Raw genomic sequence first — 14,942 nt, 5'->3', positions numbered from 1 at the left:
GCCAGAGCGACAACAAACGCACCCAAAGGTCGGAGGTTCGTTAATCCTGCTCGTCGAGGTGCGGCCGGTGCTCGCGGATCCAGGCTTCGATGTCCTCGGTGCGCCACACGCGGCCCGTCGCCAGCGTCTCGTACGGCTCCGGCCAGTCGGGGCGCTTCATCAACTGCTCCACGCGCTGGCGACTGACGCCCAGCCGGGTACGAATCTCGTACGCACCCATCAGACGGCGGCCCATGTTCGGGACGCTAGACGGATGACCCTGTCGGTGTACATGGCCGGCTGCCCTGTTGTTCCACGCCACCGCCGCCCTGCGTCGGTCGATTGTCAAGGTCGACGGTGCGGAATGAGTGCCCCGCGCGTTACTGGCCCGGGACGCTTTCCTTCACGAAAACGCCGGCGCCCGGCAGCGACTCCGTGAGCCCCTGCATCTTGAGCACGAGATACACGCGGTCGGCGACGAAGCTGGACACCTCGTACTGCTCGCACAGCTCGGCCCGGCTCGGCAGGCGCGAGCCGGGCGGGAACTCACCGGACTTGATCCGGTTCGCCATGTCGTCGGCTACCTGCTGGTAGCGGTACTGCGGTGGCACTTGTGGTTCTCCTCCGGTCGGCACCCCTACTCAATCACCCATGGGGAGTCCTTGACTACCAATGGCTATCCATGGCAGGTTGCGGAGTAGCGCTCCTCCGGTCGGCAACTGGCGGAGTGCCCGGATGGCGGTCCGGGCACGCGACGCATGACTCCGTGCCCGGACCTGCCTGTCTCTGGAGGCTGCCATGATCGAGAGGCAAGCACCCCGCTCAGAGTGGGTGCCGCAGTTGGCGAAGCAGATCATTCGACGACATTGGATCCTGGGCAACTGCGCGCATTGCCAGCATCGGCGCGGAGAGTGTCCGTCCCTGCGGTGGGCGCGAGATCGGCTCAAGGCGCGGCGGCTGGCCGGTAACGCGCCAAACCGCTTCGACTCGACGGATTGGCGCTGAACCCTAGGTTCGGCCCGCCCGTGTGGTGTCTTCGACCGTCGCGGGCTGCGGAAGTCCCCTGTCCCACCCTCGCCGCCGTGGATCTGCACTCGGTAGTGTGCCGTGCTCCGTGCGCCGTCACCTGTGAGCGGTGCTGGGCGTGCGATGTGTGTCGGGGAATCGAACCCCCACGCCTGCCCACGGCGCGCCAGGAGTGAGCCGGATTACCCGCCGGCTCTCGGGGCGTGCACGCCTCCACGTCGGCTACCTGCTCCGCAGCCCGTCAGTCGAGCAATTCGATCTCCCAGTTCGTCCGCTGGATCAGCGTGTCCACCTCGCGTACCTGCCGGGCCAGGTCGTCCGCCTGTCGGCGCAACTCCGCCACCGGAAGCGCCGGGATCATCTTCAGCTCCGACCGCAACTGCCGGTAGCCCCGCTGGCCCTCTCCGGCGGCGGCGTCGGCCGCCGAAGTGACCACGCTGTGCCGCAGGCGAAGCACGTCACGACGTGCGAGCGCGTCGGTGAGCGTGCCGCCGTCCACCTCGGTCGCGGCGTTGGTGCGGTTGATCCGCCGGATCAGCGACTCCAGCTCGCCGAGGGCGGCGCCCACCTCCGCGAGGAGTGCCGGAGCGTCCTCGGCGGGTGACTCGCCCTCCTGGTAGCGGGCGCTGGCGGCGATGCGGGACCGGAGCTGCTCGACGCGCCGAGTCGCATCCGCCCGCAGCGCGAGAGCCTCAGCAAGCTTCATGGACACCAGTATGGCGCGGACAAGATCGACGTCGCTTCCATTTTCGTGCTGATCGCGGGCTCAGCGCTCGCGGGTGTGGTGGGCGAGCACCCGGCCCAGGAGCGCGACGAGCTGGTCGCGTTCGGCGGGTGACAGCGGCGCGAGCAAGTCGTCCTGCACGGCGGCGAGCTGTTTCTCCAGTCGCCGGAGTTGCCGGCGCCCGGCCGTGGTGATGGTGACGACGTTGCGCCGCCGGTCGGCCGGGTCCGGGGCGCGGTTGACGAAGTCGCGGTCGGCGAGTTCGTTGAGCGCCGCGACCACGTCGCTGACGTGGATGCCGCTGCGACGGCCGAGCGTGGCCTGACTGGCCGGCCCGAACTCGTCAAGCGTCGCGAGCAGCCGGAAGTGGTAGCCCCGCGCGTCGATCGCCGCGAGCCCGTCGGCGACCAGCCGTCCGGCGCGTACAGCGGTCTGGGTGATCAGCCAGCTCGGCAGGCCGGTCAGGCGGGCCGGTACGACGTCCGGGTCTGGAGCTTCCACGTGACCAGCCTAACAAGTTCGTTGGCCACACCAACGAAACGGCGTTAACGTAGGTGCGCCAAATGTTAGGGCAACCAACGAAAGGCCCGTCATGATCAAGCCGTTCCGGGTGCAGGTTCCACAGGCCGACCTCGACGACCTGGCCGACCGCCTGGCGCGTAGCCGCTGGCCCGACGAGCTACCCGACGCCGGGTGGGACTACGGCATCCCCCTGGCTCGGGTACGCGAGCTGGCCGAACACTGGCGCACCACCTACGACTGGCGCGAGCACGAGGCCGAACTCAACAGGTACCCACAGTTCACCACCGAGATCGACGGACAGAACGTCCACTTCCTGCACGTACGCTGCGCCGACGCGGACGCGCTGCCGCTGGTCCTCACCCACGGCTGGCCCGGCTCGGTGGTGGAGTTCCTCGACGTGCTCGTCCCCCTGTCCGAGCAGTTCCACCTGGTCGTCCCGTCGATACCCGGATTCGGCTTCTCCGGCCCGACCCGCGAACGCGGCTGGGACATCGATCGGGTCGCCCGAGCCTGGGCCGAGCTGATGCGCCGGCTCGGCTACCGGCGATACGGCGCCCAGGGCGGCGACTGGGGTACGGGAATCTCCATCCGGCTCGGCGGAATCGCCCCGGAGCAGGTCGTCGGCGTACACGTCAACTACCTGCCCACGCCCCCGCCGCCCGGCTGGGCCGGAGAGGCCGACCTGTCCGCACCGGACCTGGCCCGGCTGGCGCGGATCAGACAGCTCATGGCGCAGCGACACCCGCACCAGGTCCTCTACGCCACCCGCCCGCAGACCGTGTCGTACGCGCTGAACGACTCACCCGCCGGCCAGCTCGCGTGGATCGCCGAGAAGTTCACCGAGTGGGCCGACCCGCGATCCGCCGTCCCGACCGACCGCATCCTCACCGACGTCGCGCTCTACTGGCTCACCCGCACCACCGCCTCCTCGGCGCGGCTCATCCGGGAGAGCGGGTTGGCCGGGCCGCCGCCGCCCTGCCCGTCGCCCATCGGCGTGGCCGTCTTCGCCCATGACATCACCCTGCCCATCCGGTCGTTCGCCGAGCGGACGTACCCGATCCGGCACTGGAGCGAGTTCGACCGGGGCGGCCATTTCGCCGCGCTTGAGGTGCCCGACCTGTTCGCCGCCGACGTCCGCGCGTTCTTCGGTCAACTGACTGGCAAGCCCACAGCGGAATAGGTACAGTTTCCTGTACATCTCCGGAGGTGATCATTGTGCGCACGGTGAACTTCACCCAGCTCCGCCAGAACCTGGCCGCCGAGTTGGACAGCGTCACCGCCGACGCGGAAGAGGTCGTGGTGACCCGGTCGGGACACGAGCCGGTGGTCATCGTGCCGCTCGCCGAGTACGAGGCGATGAAGGAAACCGAATACCTGCTGCGGAGTCCGAGCAACGCCGCCGCTCTGCGCCGGTCCATCGCCGAGTTGGAGCAGGGCGACGGCGCGGAGCGGAAGCTGATCGACCCGGCCGACATCAAGGACGTTGCGTGAGGTTGATCTTCACGCCGACAGCGTGGAGCCAGTACGTCAGTCACACCGACCGCAAGCTGGTAAAACGCATCAACGAGCTGATCGCGGACATCACCCGCAACGGATACGAGGGCATCGGGAAGCCCGAGCCTCTCCGGGGCGAGCTGTCCGGTTTCTGGTCCCGCCGGATCGATCGCGAACACCGACTGGTGTACCGGATCTCCAAGGACGACGTCGAGATCGTCGCCTGTCGTTACCACTACGGCGACCGGTAGCGGCCCGACCCGGACGACCTCCGGACCGGACCGATCCCCGTCGGTCAGCGCAACGCGGCGGCGAACATCCCCGCCTCGTACGAGCCGCCCTGCTGGTGCGCGATCACCCCGAACCGGTTCGCCGCATTGATCAGCCCTACCAGGCAGATCAGCGTCGCGATCTGGTCGTCGTCGTAGTGCTTGCGCACCTGCGCCCACGTCTCGTCGGACACCCCCTGGTAGGCGTCGGCCAGCCGGGTGCCCTCCTCGGCGAACGCCAGCGCGGCCCGCTCCGCCTCGGTGAACACGGTCGACTCACGCCAGGCGGCGACCAGGTGCAGCCGGGCCGCGCTCTCCCCGGCGGCGGACGCCTCCTTGGTGTGCATGTCGATGCACCAGCCGCAGCCGTTGATCTGGCTGGCCCGCAGCGACACCAGCTCCTGGGTCGAGTACGGCAGCGGCGACTGGTGCAGGACCGTGCTGGCGTTGGCGAACCTCTTCATGAACTTCGCGGAGATCGGGTTCTCGAACAGGTTGATCCGGGTCTCCATGGTGACGTCCCCTCCGGGTGGCGTGTCGTTCGGACGCACATGAGATGCCGGCGGCGGGCACACCGTGACACCGTGGCCCGGTGACGACCACCACAGCGGCGAGGTGTCACACCGCGCCGGCCGCCGGCGTCTGGTGGGAACGCAGCCGAGCGGACAGGGAGCACGCCATGGCGGACCGGGCCACCGAGGACTTCCTCACCCACCGGAACCTGCTCTTCACCGTCGCGTACGAGTTGCTCGGCTCGGCGGCCGACGCGGAGGACGTGCTCCAGGAGACCTGGTTGCGGTGGGCCGGCGTCGACCTCGACCAGGTTCGCGACCATCGCGCCTACCTGGTGCGGATCACCACCCGCCAGGCGTTGACCCGGCTGCGGACGCTGGGCCGGCGCAAGGAGTCGTACGTCGGGTCGTGGCTGCCCGAGCCGCTGCTCACCGCGCCCGACGTGGCCGACGACGTGGCACTCGCCGAGAGCGTCTCGATGGCCATGCTGCTGGTGCTGGAGACGCTCGCGCCGACCGAGCGGGCCGTGTTCGTGCTGCGTGAGGTGTTCGACGTCGGATACGACGAGATCGCCGGCACGGTCGAGAAGAGCCCGGCCACGGTACGCCAGATCGCGCACCGGGCCCGCGCCCACGTGGCGGCGCGACGCCCCCGCCGTACCGTCTCACCGGCCGAGACCCGGGACGCGCTCGACGCCTTCCGGCGGGCGGTCGAGACGGGTGACCTGCGGTCGCTGCTGGCCGTGCTCGCCGCGGACGTGGTGCTGGTGGGCGACGGCGGCGGGATCAAGCAGGCGATCCCGCGCCCGGTCGCCGGCGCCGACAAGGTGGCCCGCCTGGTCACCGGCGGGTGGAGCCGGGTCGCCGCCGTGGCGTCGATGGAGCCGACGGAGGTCAACGGCTGTCCGGCGCTCGTCGTCCGGTTCGACGGCGAACTGGACACGGTCATGGCGGTACGCCTCGACGACGACGGCCGGATCACCGGCCTCTACGCCGTGCGCAACCCGGAGAAGCTGTCCCACATGAGCCGGGAGACGACGCTGAGCCGGCATGCGACGATGCCCGGATGAGCCCCGACGTCAACGCACTCGCCATCAACGTGGCCATCCCGGAGGCGTTGCGCTGGACCGACACCCGGCGCGGCGAGGAGTTCACCCTGACCACGCTCAACGTCCGGCTGCTGCCCGACGGGCACCTCGCCGCCAAGGCGTACGGCCGGCCCACGGCGGGTGGCCGCGGCGCGTACGTGTCGTTCCGGGTACCGGACCGACCGGAGCTGGCGGCGTTGGTGGCGACCGCGGCCGACCGGGCCGGCGCGCTCTGGGCCGCCCACCGCGGCCTGGGGTGAGCGACGGGAGGTCACCGGCGCACGCCCACCCCGCCGTAGCCGTGCGACACCGCCGCCCGCGGCTCGCCGTCCGACCGCCAGTCGGCCAGCCGGACCAGACCGGGCTCCACCAGGTCGTACCCGTGGAGGAAGCGGGCCACGTCGGCGTGGGTGCGGGGTACGAGCGGCGCGCTGCTGCGCCGGTAGATCTCGGTGCCCGCCCGCGCGGGCATCGGCGGCGCGCCGTCAAGCGTCAGGTGCGAGAGCGCGAGCAGGCTGCCCGGGGCGGTGGCGTCACGTAGCCGGGCCACGGCCGCCCACGGGTCGTCCGAGTCGGGCACGAAGTGCAGCACCGCGACCAGGAGCAGCGCCACCGGCTCGGTCAGGTCGAGCGTGGCCCGCACCGCCGGGTCGGCCAGTAGCTCGTCGGGCCGCCGCAGGTCACCCCGGACCACGACGGTGCGACCGCCGTCGGTGGGCAGCAGCCGCCGGGCGTACGCCACGGCCACCTCGTCGTGGTCGACGTAGACCACCCGGGCGTCGGGGTGCACGGCGCGGACCACCTCGTGCACGTTGCCCTGGGTGGGCAGGCCGGCCCCGACGTCGAGGAACTGGCGGACGCCCTGCTCGGCCGCCCAGCGCACGGCCCGGCGCAGGAAGGCGCGGTTGGTCTGGGCCGCCACCCCGGTGTCCGGGAAGATCTTCAGGATCTCCTCGGCGGCGGCCCGGTCGGCGGCGAAGTTGTGGCAGCCGCCCAGGTAGTAGTCGTACATCCGGGCCACGTTGGGTCGCGTTTCAGCCTCCGTCACGCCCTGATGTGTAGCACTCTGGGCGACACACCGCTGACCCGCCGTTGCGAGGAGGTACCGATGACCGATGGACGGCAGACCGTGGAGGTCGACCCGACCCTGTTCCGCGCCGTCTACGACTCGCCCGCCTCGCTGCCGGGGCGGCACCGGTGGACCACCCCGGAGGCGGACGTACGCCGGCTGGAACGGCTGTTGGAGATCCCGGCGCACAGCATCGGCGCGCCACTGTGGGTGAGCGGCGACGAGCCGGACTGCCCCAAGTGCGGGCGCCGGGTGACCTGGTACGACATCGTCTCGTCGGCGTTGCACGGGGTGCACGACAAGACGATGATCGCCCGGGTGGTGCTCGGCGAGCGCAAGTACGTGAACACCGAGGTGCCGGACGGGGTGCCGGGCGTCCACTGTGCCGACTGCCGGACCCCGATCGCCGGCCTGCGCAGCTTCAAGTGCCACAACTGGGCGTACGCGTTCGAGGCGCTGGAGAAGATCGTCGAGCAGATGTCGGGCGTGCCGGCGGCCCGGCCGCCGGCCGCCTCCTGACCGGCGCGCGTTAAGCGGGGCCCCCGCCTATACCGGATGCGTTAAGCGGGGGCCCCGCCTTACACCAGCAGGAGGGTGGCGGCGGTGGCGAGGATGAGGAACGGCCCGAAGGGGAGGTGGCTGGTCCAGCGGAGTCGCCGGGTGGCGAGCAGTGCCAGCGCGGCCAGCGCGGCGAGGATGAACGCGAGCACCAGCCCGGTCACCAGCACCGGCCAGCCGTGCCAGCCGAGCAGCGCGCCGACGCCCAGGGCCAGTTTGGCGTCGCCCAGGCCGAACCCTCGGCTGCCGAAGAGCACTGTGGTCGCCGCGAAGCCAGCGCCGAGCGCCAGCCCGGCCGCGGTGGCCCGCAGCCACGGCGAGGGGCCGGGCCCGGTCAGCGCGGCGGCCCCGAGCAGCGCCCAGGTGCCGGCCGCGGCGGGCCAGGTCAGTCGGTCGGGCAGTCGGTGCGCCGCGGCGTCCACGAGCGCCATCGGCACCGCCCAGGCGAGCCACCACGCAAGCGCCAGCCGCGCGCCGAGCGGTCCGCCGGCCAGCGCCAGCACGGCCACCGCGATGAGCAGCGCCACCTCCGCCACGGCGGGCGGCGCGCCGACCCGGGCGCGGCAGGCCGGGCAGCGGGCCGCCGGCCCGAGCGCCGGCAGTGGCCGGTCCAGCCCGATCGGCGCGCCGCAGGCGTCGCACCCCGTGCGGTCGGGACGATCCGGCGGTACGGCGTAGCGGGCCACCGCCAGCCGGACGGGCGGCCCGACCGCGAGGGTGGCCAGCAGCCGCACGACCGGGTGGCGGCCGGTGGCCGGCGGGGTGGGGTGGTGGATCCGTTCGGCGGTCACGCCGACTCCCCCGTTCGGACGCCGCCGCTTGCATCCTGCAACACGCAGCGTGATGGGGCAGTGATCGCCGTGTTGCGGATGGCGCGGAAAGGGGCGTTCCGGCGGCCGGTTCGGGCGGGACGGGTCGGGTGCGCCCGGCCGGTGGAACGGATCGGACGACCCGGATGGACCCCACCCATACCGGTGGGCTCGGACCGGGCCGCCGGGTGCGGGCGGAGGGGTGCGGGCGCGCACACGCCTGCGCTCGGCCGGGCCGATGGCGGCCTGCTCGTCACCGTCCGGACATCCACCGGCCGCCACCACCCGTCTTCACTCACCGTGTTCACGTGAATTGCCTCTGTTGCATCGGCGCACGTCAGCCTATGCTCGCCCCTTGGGTACGACGCAACCCCCGATCAATTGGCGTCGGAGGCCGACCGGAGACATCAGTTCCACATTCCCCTACTGATCAGCACAGGTAAATGCAAGCGGTGGCGGCCGAGGCCCGGCAGGGCAGATCCGGGCGCGCTTCCGCATGCCCGGGCCCGGTCGACACGACCGCACCGGGCCGGCACCGAGGAGGGCTCGGCGTTGCGCACATGGCAATCCCGTCGATGGGAAAGCTGCCTGCTCAGCCTGGCGCTGCTGACCGGCGCGGCCGGGTGCGGCACCGAGCCCGAGGTGGCCGCCCGCCCGCTGACCGGCGACGCCCCCGCACCGGCCGTCCATTCCGCCGCCGAGGAGAAGGCGGCCGAAAAATCGGCACTCGCCGCCTATTCCGGCTATCTCGCCGCGTCCCGGGCGGCAAGCGCACGCAGCGATCCCGGCCACCCCGCACTGGCACGCTTTCTGGCCGACCCGCTGCTGACCCAGGTTCGGTTGGCAATTCGTGACGCGAAGGAGCACGGCGCGATGCGTACCGGAAAACTGGTTTCCGACCCCACCGTCGTCTCGGTCGACCTGACCGCCCCGCTGCCCACCGTCGAGATCCAGGACTGCCTGGACTCGACCGGCTACCGGCTCGTCTACGCCAAGGACCGCAAGACGGTGCCCGGCACCCGCGGCGGGCGCTACCTGGCCACCGCCACCGCGGCCCGCTATCCGGACGGCCGCTGGCTGGTCAAGACCGGCGCCGCGCACCGGGACCAGCCGTGCTGACCTGGGGAGGCGAGGGCGTCCCGGCCCGCCGGGCCGGGACGCCCCGCCGGTGGTTCACCGCCGGCCTGGTCGCGCTGCTCACGCTTGCCGGCGCGCCCGCGCGGGCCGCCGACCCGGGCGGCTCCTGCACACCCGACCAGGTTGACTGCGACGTCTGGGACGACGACCCGCCGGTGCCGGGTGGCGGCGGGAACGACGGCGGAGGCGGCGGGAACGAGGGCGGAGGCGGCGGCAACGACGGCGGCACCGCCAAGTGCCAGTGGGAGAGCCAGGTCGTCAAGTGCTACGACGACATCCTCGGCTGGTTCAACAACGCCGACGGCTGCTACTACAAGCTTGCCTCTCCGCAGGATCCCGCTCCCGAGGGCCAGCAGTGGTATACGGCCAGTTGCAACGGCGGCCTCGGCAACCAGGTGAACGTCCTGCTCGCCGCCCCGCCGCCCGGCTTCGGCACGCCACCCGACCCGGAGGAGCTGGCCCGCCGCGCCCTGGCCTCGATCTCGCTGCTGCCCCCGCGGACGGCTGTCGCGCCCCGCCGCAGCAAGGGGCCTGGGCTGGTCGGCCTGCCGGTGTGGATGTGGGCCAGCCCCGGCAACTCCTACTTCGGGCCGCTGTCCGCCTCGGCCACGGAGCGGGGACTGACCGTGCGGATCACCGCGACGGTGAACCGGATCGTCTGGCACATGGCCGACGGCCTCGACGTCGAGTGCGACGGGCCGGGCACCCCCTACAAGGCGGACGGGCCACGGGCCGGGTCCGCCTCACCCGACTGCGGCCTGCCCAACGGCTACCCGAAGGCGGGCACCTACCGGGTCTACGCCACCGCCTACTGGACGGTCGAGTGGTCGTCGAGTGGCGGCGAGAGCGGTGAGATCGCCCAGACCCGGACCAGCGGTGTGATCCCGGTGCAGATCAACGAACTCCAGGTGGTGACCCGATGAGCATGGTGGCGTCCCGGAACGGGACCCCGGTGGAGGCGCCGGTGGCGCCGCCCAAGGTGGTCCGGCAGCGGCGGATCCGGCCCGGCCTGCTCGGCCTGGCGATCCTGCTGATCGCGGTCGGCGGGCTGGGCGCGGCGTTCGCGGTCACCTCGGTGCGGTCCACCGGCACCTACCTGGCGGTGGCCCGCCCGGTCGAGGTGGGGCAGCAGATCACCGCCGACGACCTGGTGCCGGTCCAGCTCTCCGGCGGACGCGAGCTGCGGCCGGTGCCCGCCGACCGGATGAAGGACCTGCTCGGCCTGCGGGCCGCCGTCCGACTCACCCCCGGCACGCTGCTCACCACGACCCACCTCACCGACGCCCCGCTGCTCGGCCCCGGCCAGCAGCAGATCGCGCTGGGGCTGGCCGCCGACCAGGTGCCGGCCCGCAAACTGCACCCCGGCGACAAGGTGCTGCTGGTCAGCACGCCGGACTCCAGCAGCAGCGGCGCCGAGGCGACGCGCGGCGGCACCCGGTTCGAGGCCACCGTGATCGACACCGCCGTGCCGGCGAGCAGCGACGTGGTGGTCTACCTGGCGCTTGCCGTCCGGGACGTGCCGGCGGTGGTGGTGCTGGCCGCGGACGACCGGGTGGCGCTGGTGCTTGTCGAGGCGGCCTGATGGCGATCATCGCCCTGGTGTCGGCGAAGGGTTCGCCGGGCGTCACCACCACCGCGCTGGCCGCGGCGCTGAGCTGGCACCGCCGGCTCGTGCTGGCCGAGTGCGACCCGGCGGGCGGCTCGATCCTCGCCGGCTACCTGGGCGGCACGCTCGACGGACCACGCGGCATCGGTGAGCTGGCCGTCGGTGAGCTGCGCGACGGCAGCCTGGAGACCGCGTTCTGGTCGCAACTCGTCGACCTGGACGCGCCGCGCCGCGAACGGCTGCTCCTGCCCGGCGTGGTCGACCCGGCGCAGGCCGGCAGCGTGGTGCCGCTCTGGCAACGTTTCGCCGACTACTTCACCGGGCTGGACCGGGGCGTACCCCCCTACGACGTGCTCGTCGACTGTGGCCGGTTGGCGGTCGACGGCCCACCGTGGCCGCTGCTGCGGGCCGCCGCGGTGGTGCTGCTCGTCACCCGCGCCCATCTGCCCGACCTCTCCGCCACCCGGGCCGCCGTCCGGACGATCGAACGGGACCTCACCGAACACCGCGTCCCGCCCGGCAACCTGCGGCTGCTGGTGGTCGGGGACGGGCACGGCACCAGCGAGATCAGCAAGGCACTGCGGCTGCCGGTGATCGCCCGGCTGCCGCACGACTCGCGTACCGCCGAGGTGCTCGCGCACGGCGGCACCGTACGCGCCGGTCGGCCGCTCATGCGCGCGGCCGGCGCGCTCGAGGTGCCGGTCCGGGCGCTGCTGGACCGGCGGCAGGCCCGGCTGGCCTGGCCCGGCGCGACCCCCGCCCGCGCGGTGAGCGCGCCGCTCGCGCCGGAGGTGCCAGGTGCGGTTTGAGCCCGTCTCGCACGACCCGCGCGGGCAGCAACCCGGGGTCGTCTCCACGGTCCCGCCGCTGGCCCCGCCGAACGGGCGGCACCACGTCGCCGGCCCGGCCCTGCCCGCCGCGCCGCCCGCGCCACCGCCCCGCCCACGGGTCGACTTCGCCGTGGTCCGCGAGCTGCGCCGGGAGCTGAGCGAGCGGCTCACCCACTGGCAGCGCGGGCGGGAGTTCGACGCCGACGCCGAGGAGACCGAACGGGCCCGGCTGGCCGTCGCGGTGGTCTCCGCGTACGCCGACTCGGTGCGCCGGGCGGGCACGCCGATGCCCGCCGACGCGGAGCGGCTGCTGCTCGACCAGGTGACCGCCGAGCTGGTCGGGCTCGGTCGACTCCAGACGCTGCTCGTCGACGAGACCATCGAGGAGGTGCACATCCTCGGCTGCGACCAGGTGCGCATCACCCGGCACGGCGGCGGCGTCGACTGGGCCGAGCCGATCGCCGACAGCGACGACGAGTTGGTGGAGATCCTCCAGGCCGCGGCCCGCCGGGCCGGCGCGACCGAACGGTCGCTCTCCACCTCCAAGCCCACGCTCGACCTGCAACTGCCCGACGGCAGCCGGCTCGCCGCGGTCTTCCTGGTCAGCCACCGTCCCTACGCGGTGATCCGCAAGCACAACACGTTGGACGTGAGCCTGGAGGACATCGCCGGCGGGCGGCCCGACCTGGACGAGATGATCGACCCGCTGCTGCGCGACTTCCTCCGCGCGTCCATGCGGGCCGGGCTGAACATCATGGTCGCCGGGCTGGCCGGAGCCGGGAAGACCACTGTCATCCGGGCGCTGATGGACGACATCCCGGCCGACGAGCCGTACGTGCTGCTGGAGGAGAGCCGGGAACTGCTGCCGGCCCGGCGCGGCCACAAGCACCGGGCGGTGATGAGCTTCGAGTCCCGGGAGGGGCACGGCGAACGCGGCGCGGACGGGCGACCCGCGGGTGAGGTGAGCATCGCCGACCTGATCCCGGTGTCGCTGCGGATGGGCGTGCTGCGGATCATCGTCGGCGAGGTGCGGTCCCGGGAGATCGTGCCGATGCTCCAGGCGATGACCACCAGCCGCGGGTCGATGTGCACCATCCACGCCCGTACCCCGGCCGGGGTGAGCGAACGCATCATCGAGCTGGCGCTGTCCCACGGCCGGGAGATGACCGTCGACCAGGCCCGCCGGATGGCGGGCAACGCGCTCGACCTGATCGTCTACGTCACGGTCGAGGACGAGACCGCGATCGGCGGTCGCAAGCACCGCTTCGTCTCGCACGTCGAGGAGGTCATCGGCGTCGGCGAGGGCAACCGGATCACCACCACCACCGTCTTCGGCCCGGGGGCGGACGGCCGGGCGGTCCCCCGCCACCTGCCCGAACGGATCCGCGACCAACTGCTGCGCGTCGGCTACGACGCCCGGCTGCTCACCCGGTTCGTCGAGGCCGGCGTCGGCGCCTGGCGGCGGCCCCGCCACACCCGCCTCGGGCGGCGGCCGAACGGGGGCCCGGCGTGACGCAGATCGAGCTGATCGCGCTGGTGTCCGGCGCCGCCTGTGTGGCCGGGCTGGTGCTCGCCGTGGTCGCGCTTGTCGGCACCCGCCGGCCACCCAGGTCGACGCCGGGTGAGGCCGGGCCGGGCCTGAGCCGACTCTGGACCGGCTCCGGGGCCAGCCGCGCCGACAGGCGACGCCACCAGTTCCTGCTCGGCGGTGCCGTCGCCGCCGGGGCACTGGCATTCCTGATCACCGGCTTGCCGGTGGTGGGCCTGCTGGTGGCGCTCGCGGTGCCCGGGGTGCCGTGGCTGTTCGCCGTCGGCCGGGCCGAGCAGCGGGCCATCGCCCGGGTCGAGGCGGTCGGCGAGTGGACCCGGCGACTCAAGGACGTCTCCGCCACCGGGCAGGGACTCCAACAGGCCATCGTCGGCACCATCACCACCGCGCCGGAGGAGATCCAGGAGGAGGTACGCACGCTCGCCGCCCGCCTCCAGGCCGGCTGGCTGGCGAAGTCCGCGCTGCTCGCGTTCGCCGACGAGATCGCCGACCCGGTCGCCGACCAGGTGGTGGCCGCGCTGATCCTGCACCTGACCGACCGGGGTGAGCGCCTCGGTGACGTGCTCGGCTCGATCGCCCGCGCGGCCACCGCCGAGGTGGCCACCCGGCGCGAGGTCGAGGCCAAGCGGACCCAACCCCGGTTCGCGGTTCGCTTCCTCACCGGGATGACCCTGGCGACGCTCGCGTACGGGCTGGTGAACAACGACTACATCCGTCCCTACGGGACCTTCGCCGGGCAGCTCGTGATGGCGGTGCTCGGCGCGGCCTTCATCGGGCTGCTGGTCTGGGTGCGGTCGATGAGCCAGCCGCCGCGCCCGGCGCGTTTCCTGCCGGCCCCGGACCCGGAGGAGGCGATCGCGTGAGCGCGAGGAGTGAGCTAGTCGCGAACGAAGGGCCGGTCCGATGACCAACTGGCATCTCGTGGTGGCGGTGCTGGGCGGATGCGCGGTCGGGCTCGGTCTGTTCCTCGTGGTCCGCGAGGCGTTGCCGGCCACGCCGGCGCTCGGCCCGGCGCTGCGCCGGCTGCACCAGCCGCCCGGCCAGGCCCCGGTGGCCGGTGCCGGGCCGGACTGGCTCGGCGGCTTCGCCCGCTGGCTGCGCCCGCCGACCCGACAACTCGCCCTGCTCGACCGGACCCCCGAGCAGTACGCCCTGTCGGTGCTGCTCTCCGCGCTCGTCGGGTTCGCCACCCCGGCGGTCGTCTCGGCCGTGCTCTTCCTGGGCGGGGTGTCCGTGCCGGTGGTCGTACCGCTGCTGGCAAGCCTCGGGATGGCGCTGCTCGCCGGCCTGGTCGCACACCGCTCGGTGCTGACCAAGGCGGACGCCGCCCGGGACGAGTTCCGGCAGGCCGTCTGCACCTACCTCGACCTGGTGGCGTTGCAGCTCTCCGCCGCGCACGGCCCGGTGCAGTCGTTGGAACGCGCGGCGACGGTCTGCGACGGCTGGGTCTTCGACCGGATCCGGGAGGCGCTGCGGCTCGCCCAGCTCCAGATGCACTCGCCGTGGGACGAGTTGCAGGAGTTGGCCGACCGGATCGGCATCCCGGAGCTGGGCGACGTGGGCGCCATCATGCGGTCCTCCGGCAGCGAGGGCGCCCAGGTGCACGAGACGTTGCGCGCCCGCGCCGACTCGCTGCGCGACCAGATCCGCACCGACAACCTGACCCGCGCCGAGGGGGTGACCAGCAAGTTGGACATTCCCGGCTCGCTGCTGGTCTTCGTCCTGCTCGGCTTCGCCGTCTATCCGTTCCTCGCCCGCCTGTGACACCTG

Annotated in this window: 20 protein-coding genes; 13 read left to right on the top strand and 7 right to left on the bottom strand. The window is 72.7% G+C overall.

Features of this window, described 5'->3' with window-relative positions:
• Positions 1 to 40: 40 nt before the first annotated feature.
• From O7613_RS27045 to O7613_RS27030, 4 genes are all read right to left on the bottom strand, one after another.
• Positions 41 to 235: a DNA-binding protein gene (locus tag O7613_RS27045; protein ID WP_282290703.1), complete on the bottom strand. Its 195-nt coding sequence runs from the start codon at positions 233 to 235 to the stop codon at positions 41 to 43.
• Between the two features lie 124 nt (positions 236 to 359).
• The gene (locus tag O7613_RS27040) at positions 360 to 590 is read right to left on the bottom strand and encodes a winged helix-turn-helix domain-containing protein (RefSeq protein WP_282290701.1); all 231 of its coding nucleotides are present in this window, start codon (positions 588 to 590) and stop codon (positions 360 to 362) included.
• Positions 591 to 1,246: 656 nt separating this feature from the next.
• The gene (locus tag O7613_RS27035; protein ID WP_282290699.1) at positions 1,247 to 1,711 is read right to left on the bottom strand and encodes a DIP1984 family protein; all 465 of its coding nucleotides are present in this window, start codon (positions 1,709 to 1,711) and stop codon (positions 1,247 to 1,249) included.
• A 60-nt stretch (positions 1,712 to 1,771) separates the two neighbouring features.
• A complete protein-coding gene (locus O7613_RS27030; RefSeq protein ID WP_282290696.1) occupies positions 1,772 to 2,230 on the bottom strand; it encodes a MarR family transcriptional regulator in 459 nt (152 codons plus the stop codon).
• 91 nt (positions 2,231 to 2,321) lie between these two features.
• Here O7613_RS27030 and O7613_RS27025 point away from each other — a divergent pair, with 91 nt between their 5' ends.
• The 3 genes from O7613_RS27025 to O7613_RS27015 are packed head-to-tail and all read left to right on the top strand — an operon-like array spanning position 2,322 to position 3,996.
• Positions 2,322 to 3,431: an epoxide hydrolase family protein gene (locus O7613_RS27025; RefSeq protein WP_282290695.1), complete on the top strand. Its 1,110-nt coding sequence runs from the start codon at positions 2,322 to 2,324 to the stop codon at positions 3,429 to 3,431.
• A gap of 35 nt (positions 3,432 to 3,466) precedes the next feature.
• Positions 3,467 to 3,742 (top strand): type II toxin-antitoxin system prevent-host-death family antitoxin, encoded by a 276-nt coding sequence (locus O7613_RS27020; RefSeq protein WP_282290694.1) that lies wholly within the window; start codon positions 3,467 to 3,469, stop codon positions 3,740 to 3,742.
• On the top strand, positions 3,739 to 3,996 hold the full coding sequence (locus O7613_RS27015; RefSeq protein ID WP_282290692.1) for a Txe/YoeB family addiction module toxin: 258 nt from the start codon (positions 3,739 to 3,741) through the stop codon (positions 3,994 to 3,996). Before O7613_RS27020 ends, O7613_RS27015 begins: the two co-directional genes overlap by 4 nt.
• A 44-nt stretch (positions 3,997 to 4,040) precedes the next feature.
• On the opposite strand, the gene O7613_RS27010 is transcribed toward O7613_RS27015, so the two are convergent.
• The gene (locus O7613_RS27010; protein ID WP_282290690.1) at positions 4,041 to 4,526 is read right to left on the bottom strand and encodes a carboxymuconolactone decarboxylase family protein; all 486 of its coding nucleotides are present in this window, start codon (positions 4,524 to 4,526) and stop codon (positions 4,041 to 4,043) included.
• 167 nt (positions 4,527 to 4,693) lie between these two features.
• On the opposite strand from O7613_RS27010, the gene O7613_RS27005 reads away from it, so the two are divergent.
• Together O7613_RS27005 and O7613_RS27000 are read left to right on the top strand one after the other, a co-directional pair.
• Complete coding sequence (locus tag O7613_RS27005; RefSeq protein WP_282294626.1) at positions 4,694 to 5,596, top strand: RNA polymerase sigma-70 factor; 903 nt, start codon at positions 4,694 to 4,696, stop codon at positions 5,594 to 5,596.
• Positions 5,593 to 5,874 carry a hypothetical protein gene (locus O7613_RS27000; RefSeq protein WP_281585587.1) on the top strand — a complete coding sequence of 94 codons (282 nt, stop codon included), beginning with the start codon at positions 5,593 to 5,595 and terminating at the stop codon, positions 5,872 to 5,874. The genes O7613_RS27005 and O7613_RS27000 overlap by 4 nt, the downstream gene beginning before the upstream one ends.
• Positions 5,875 to 5,885: 11 nt before the next feature.
• On the opposite strand, the gene O7613_RS26995 is transcribed toward O7613_RS27000, so the two are convergent.
• Positions 5,886 to 6,662, bottom strand: coding sequence for an SAM-dependent methyltransferase (locus tag O7613_RS26995; protein WP_282290688.1), 777 nt, complete (start codon positions 6,660 to 6,662; stop codon positions 5,886 to 5,888).
• A 60-nt stretch (positions 6,663 to 6,722) separates the two neighbouring features.
• Between O7613_RS26995 and O7613_RS26990 the strand changes: the two genes are divergently transcribed.
• The gene (locus O7613_RS26990) at positions 6,723 to 7,202 is read left to right on the top strand and encodes a hypothetical protein (RefSeq protein WP_282290686.1); all 480 of its coding nucleotides are present in this window, start codon (positions 6,723 to 6,725) and stop codon (positions 7,200 to 7,202) included.
• Between the two features lie 59 nt (positions 7,203 to 7,261).
• Here the strand turns inward: O7613_RS26990 and O7613_RS26985 are convergent, their stop codons facing one another.
• The gene (locus O7613_RS26985; protein ID WP_282290685.1) at positions 7,262 to 8,032 is read right to left on the bottom strand and encodes an A24 family peptidase; all 771 of its coding nucleotides are present in this window, start codon (positions 8,030 to 8,032) and stop codon (positions 7,262 to 7,264) included.
• A 570-nt stretch (positions 8,033 to 8,602) separates the two neighbouring features.
• Here O7613_RS26985 and O7613_RS26980 point away from each other — a divergent pair.
• From O7613_RS26980 to O7613_RS26950, 7 genes are all read left to right on the top strand, one after another.
• Positions 8,603 to 9,169: a hypothetical protein gene (locus tag O7613_RS26980; RefSeq protein ID WP_281590574.1), complete on the top strand. Its 567-nt coding sequence runs from the start codon at positions 8,603 to 8,605 to the stop codon at positions 9,167 to 9,169.
• Positions 9,170 to 9,234: 65 nt separating this feature from the next.
• Complete coding sequence (locus O7613_RS26975) at positions 9,235 to 10,110, top strand: hypothetical protein (RefSeq protein ID WP_282294625.1); 876 nt, start codon at positions 9,235 to 9,237, stop codon at positions 10,108 to 10,110.
• Entirely contained in the window at positions 10,107 to 10,769 is a 663-nt protein-coding gene (locus tag O7613_RS26970; protein ID WP_282290684.1) for an SAF domain-containing protein, read from the top strand. The genes O7613_RS26975 and O7613_RS26970 overlap by 4 nt, the downstream gene beginning before the upstream one ends.
• Positions 10,769 to 11,602 carry a ParA family protein gene (locus O7613_RS26965; RefSeq protein ID WP_282290682.1) on the top strand — a complete coding sequence of 278 codons (834 nt, stop codon included), beginning with the start codon at positions 10,769 to 10,771 and terminating at the stop codon, positions 11,600 to 11,602. The genes O7613_RS26970 and O7613_RS26965 overlap by 1 nt, the downstream gene beginning before the upstream one ends.
• Entirely contained in the window at positions 11,592 to 13,136 is a 1,545-nt protein-coding gene (locus O7613_RS26960) for a CpaF/VirB11 family protein (RefSeq protein ID WP_282290680.1), read from the top strand. The genes O7613_RS26965 and O7613_RS26960 overlap by 11 nt, the downstream gene beginning before the upstream one ends.
• Entirely contained in the window at positions 13,133 to 14,035 is a 903-nt protein-coding gene (locus O7613_RS26955; RefSeq protein ID WP_282290678.1) for a type II secretion system F family protein, read from the top strand. Before O7613_RS26960 ends, O7613_RS26955 begins: the two co-directional genes overlap by 4 nt.
• A gap of 40 nt (positions 14,036 to 14,075) precedes the next feature.
• Complete coding sequence (locus O7613_RS26950; protein ID WP_282290676.1) at positions 14,076 to 14,936, top strand: type II secretion system F family protein; 861 nt, start codon at positions 14,076 to 14,078, stop codon at positions 14,934 to 14,936.
• The last annotated feature ends 6 nt before the right edge of the window (positions 14,937 to 14,942 follow it).

The sequence above is a fragment of the Micromonospora sp. WMMD975 genome (genome assembly GCF_029581215.1).
In the GTDB taxonomy this organism is placed as follows: Bacteria; Actinomycetota; Actinomycetes; order Mycobacteriales; family Micromonosporaceae; genus Micromonospora.
The sequence above is the reverse complement of the archived record's forward strand: the minus strand, read 5'-3'. Positions and strand labels throughout refer to the sequence as shown.

Coding starts and splice junctions, on each gene's coding strand:
- O7613_RS27045 (WP_282290703.1), bottom strand. CDS start 235: ATGGGCCGCCGTCTGATGGGTGCGTACGAGATTCGTACCCGGCTGGGC.
- O7613_RS27035 (WP_282290699.1), bottom strand. CDS start 1,711: ATGAAGCTTGCTGAGGCTCTCGCGCTGCGGGCGGATGCGACTCGGCGC.
- O7613_RS27025 (WP_282290695.1), top strand. CDS start 2,322: ATGATCAAGCCGTTCCGGGTGCAGGTTCCACAGGCCGACCTCGACGAC.
- O7613_RS27010 (WP_282290690.1), bottom strand. CDS start 4,526: ATGGAGACCCGGATCAACCTGTTCGAGAACCCGATCTCCGCGAAGTTC.
- O7613_RS27005 (WP_282294626.1), top strand. CDS start 4,694: ATGGCGGACCGGGCCACCGAGGACTTCCTCACCCACCGGAACCTGCTC.
- O7613_RS27000 (WP_281585587.1), top strand. CDS start 5,593: ATGAGCCCCGACGTCAACGCACTCGCCATCAACGTGGCCATCCCGGAG.
- O7613_RS26990 (WP_282290686.1), top strand. CDS start 6,723: ATGACCGATGGACGGCAGACCGTGGAGGTCGACCCGACCCTGTTCCGC.
- O7613_RS26970 (WP_282290684.1), top strand. CDS start 10,107: ATGAGCATGGTGGCGTCCCGGAACGGGACCCCGGTGGAGGCGCCGGTG.
- O7613_RS26965 (WP_282290682.1), top strand. CDS start 10,769: ATGGCGATCATCGCCCTGGTGTCGGCGAAGGGTTCGCCGGGCGTCACC.
- O7613_RS26950 (WP_282290676.1), top strand. CDS start 14,076: ATGACCAACTGGCATCTCGTGGTGGCGGTGCTGGGCGGATGCGCGGTC.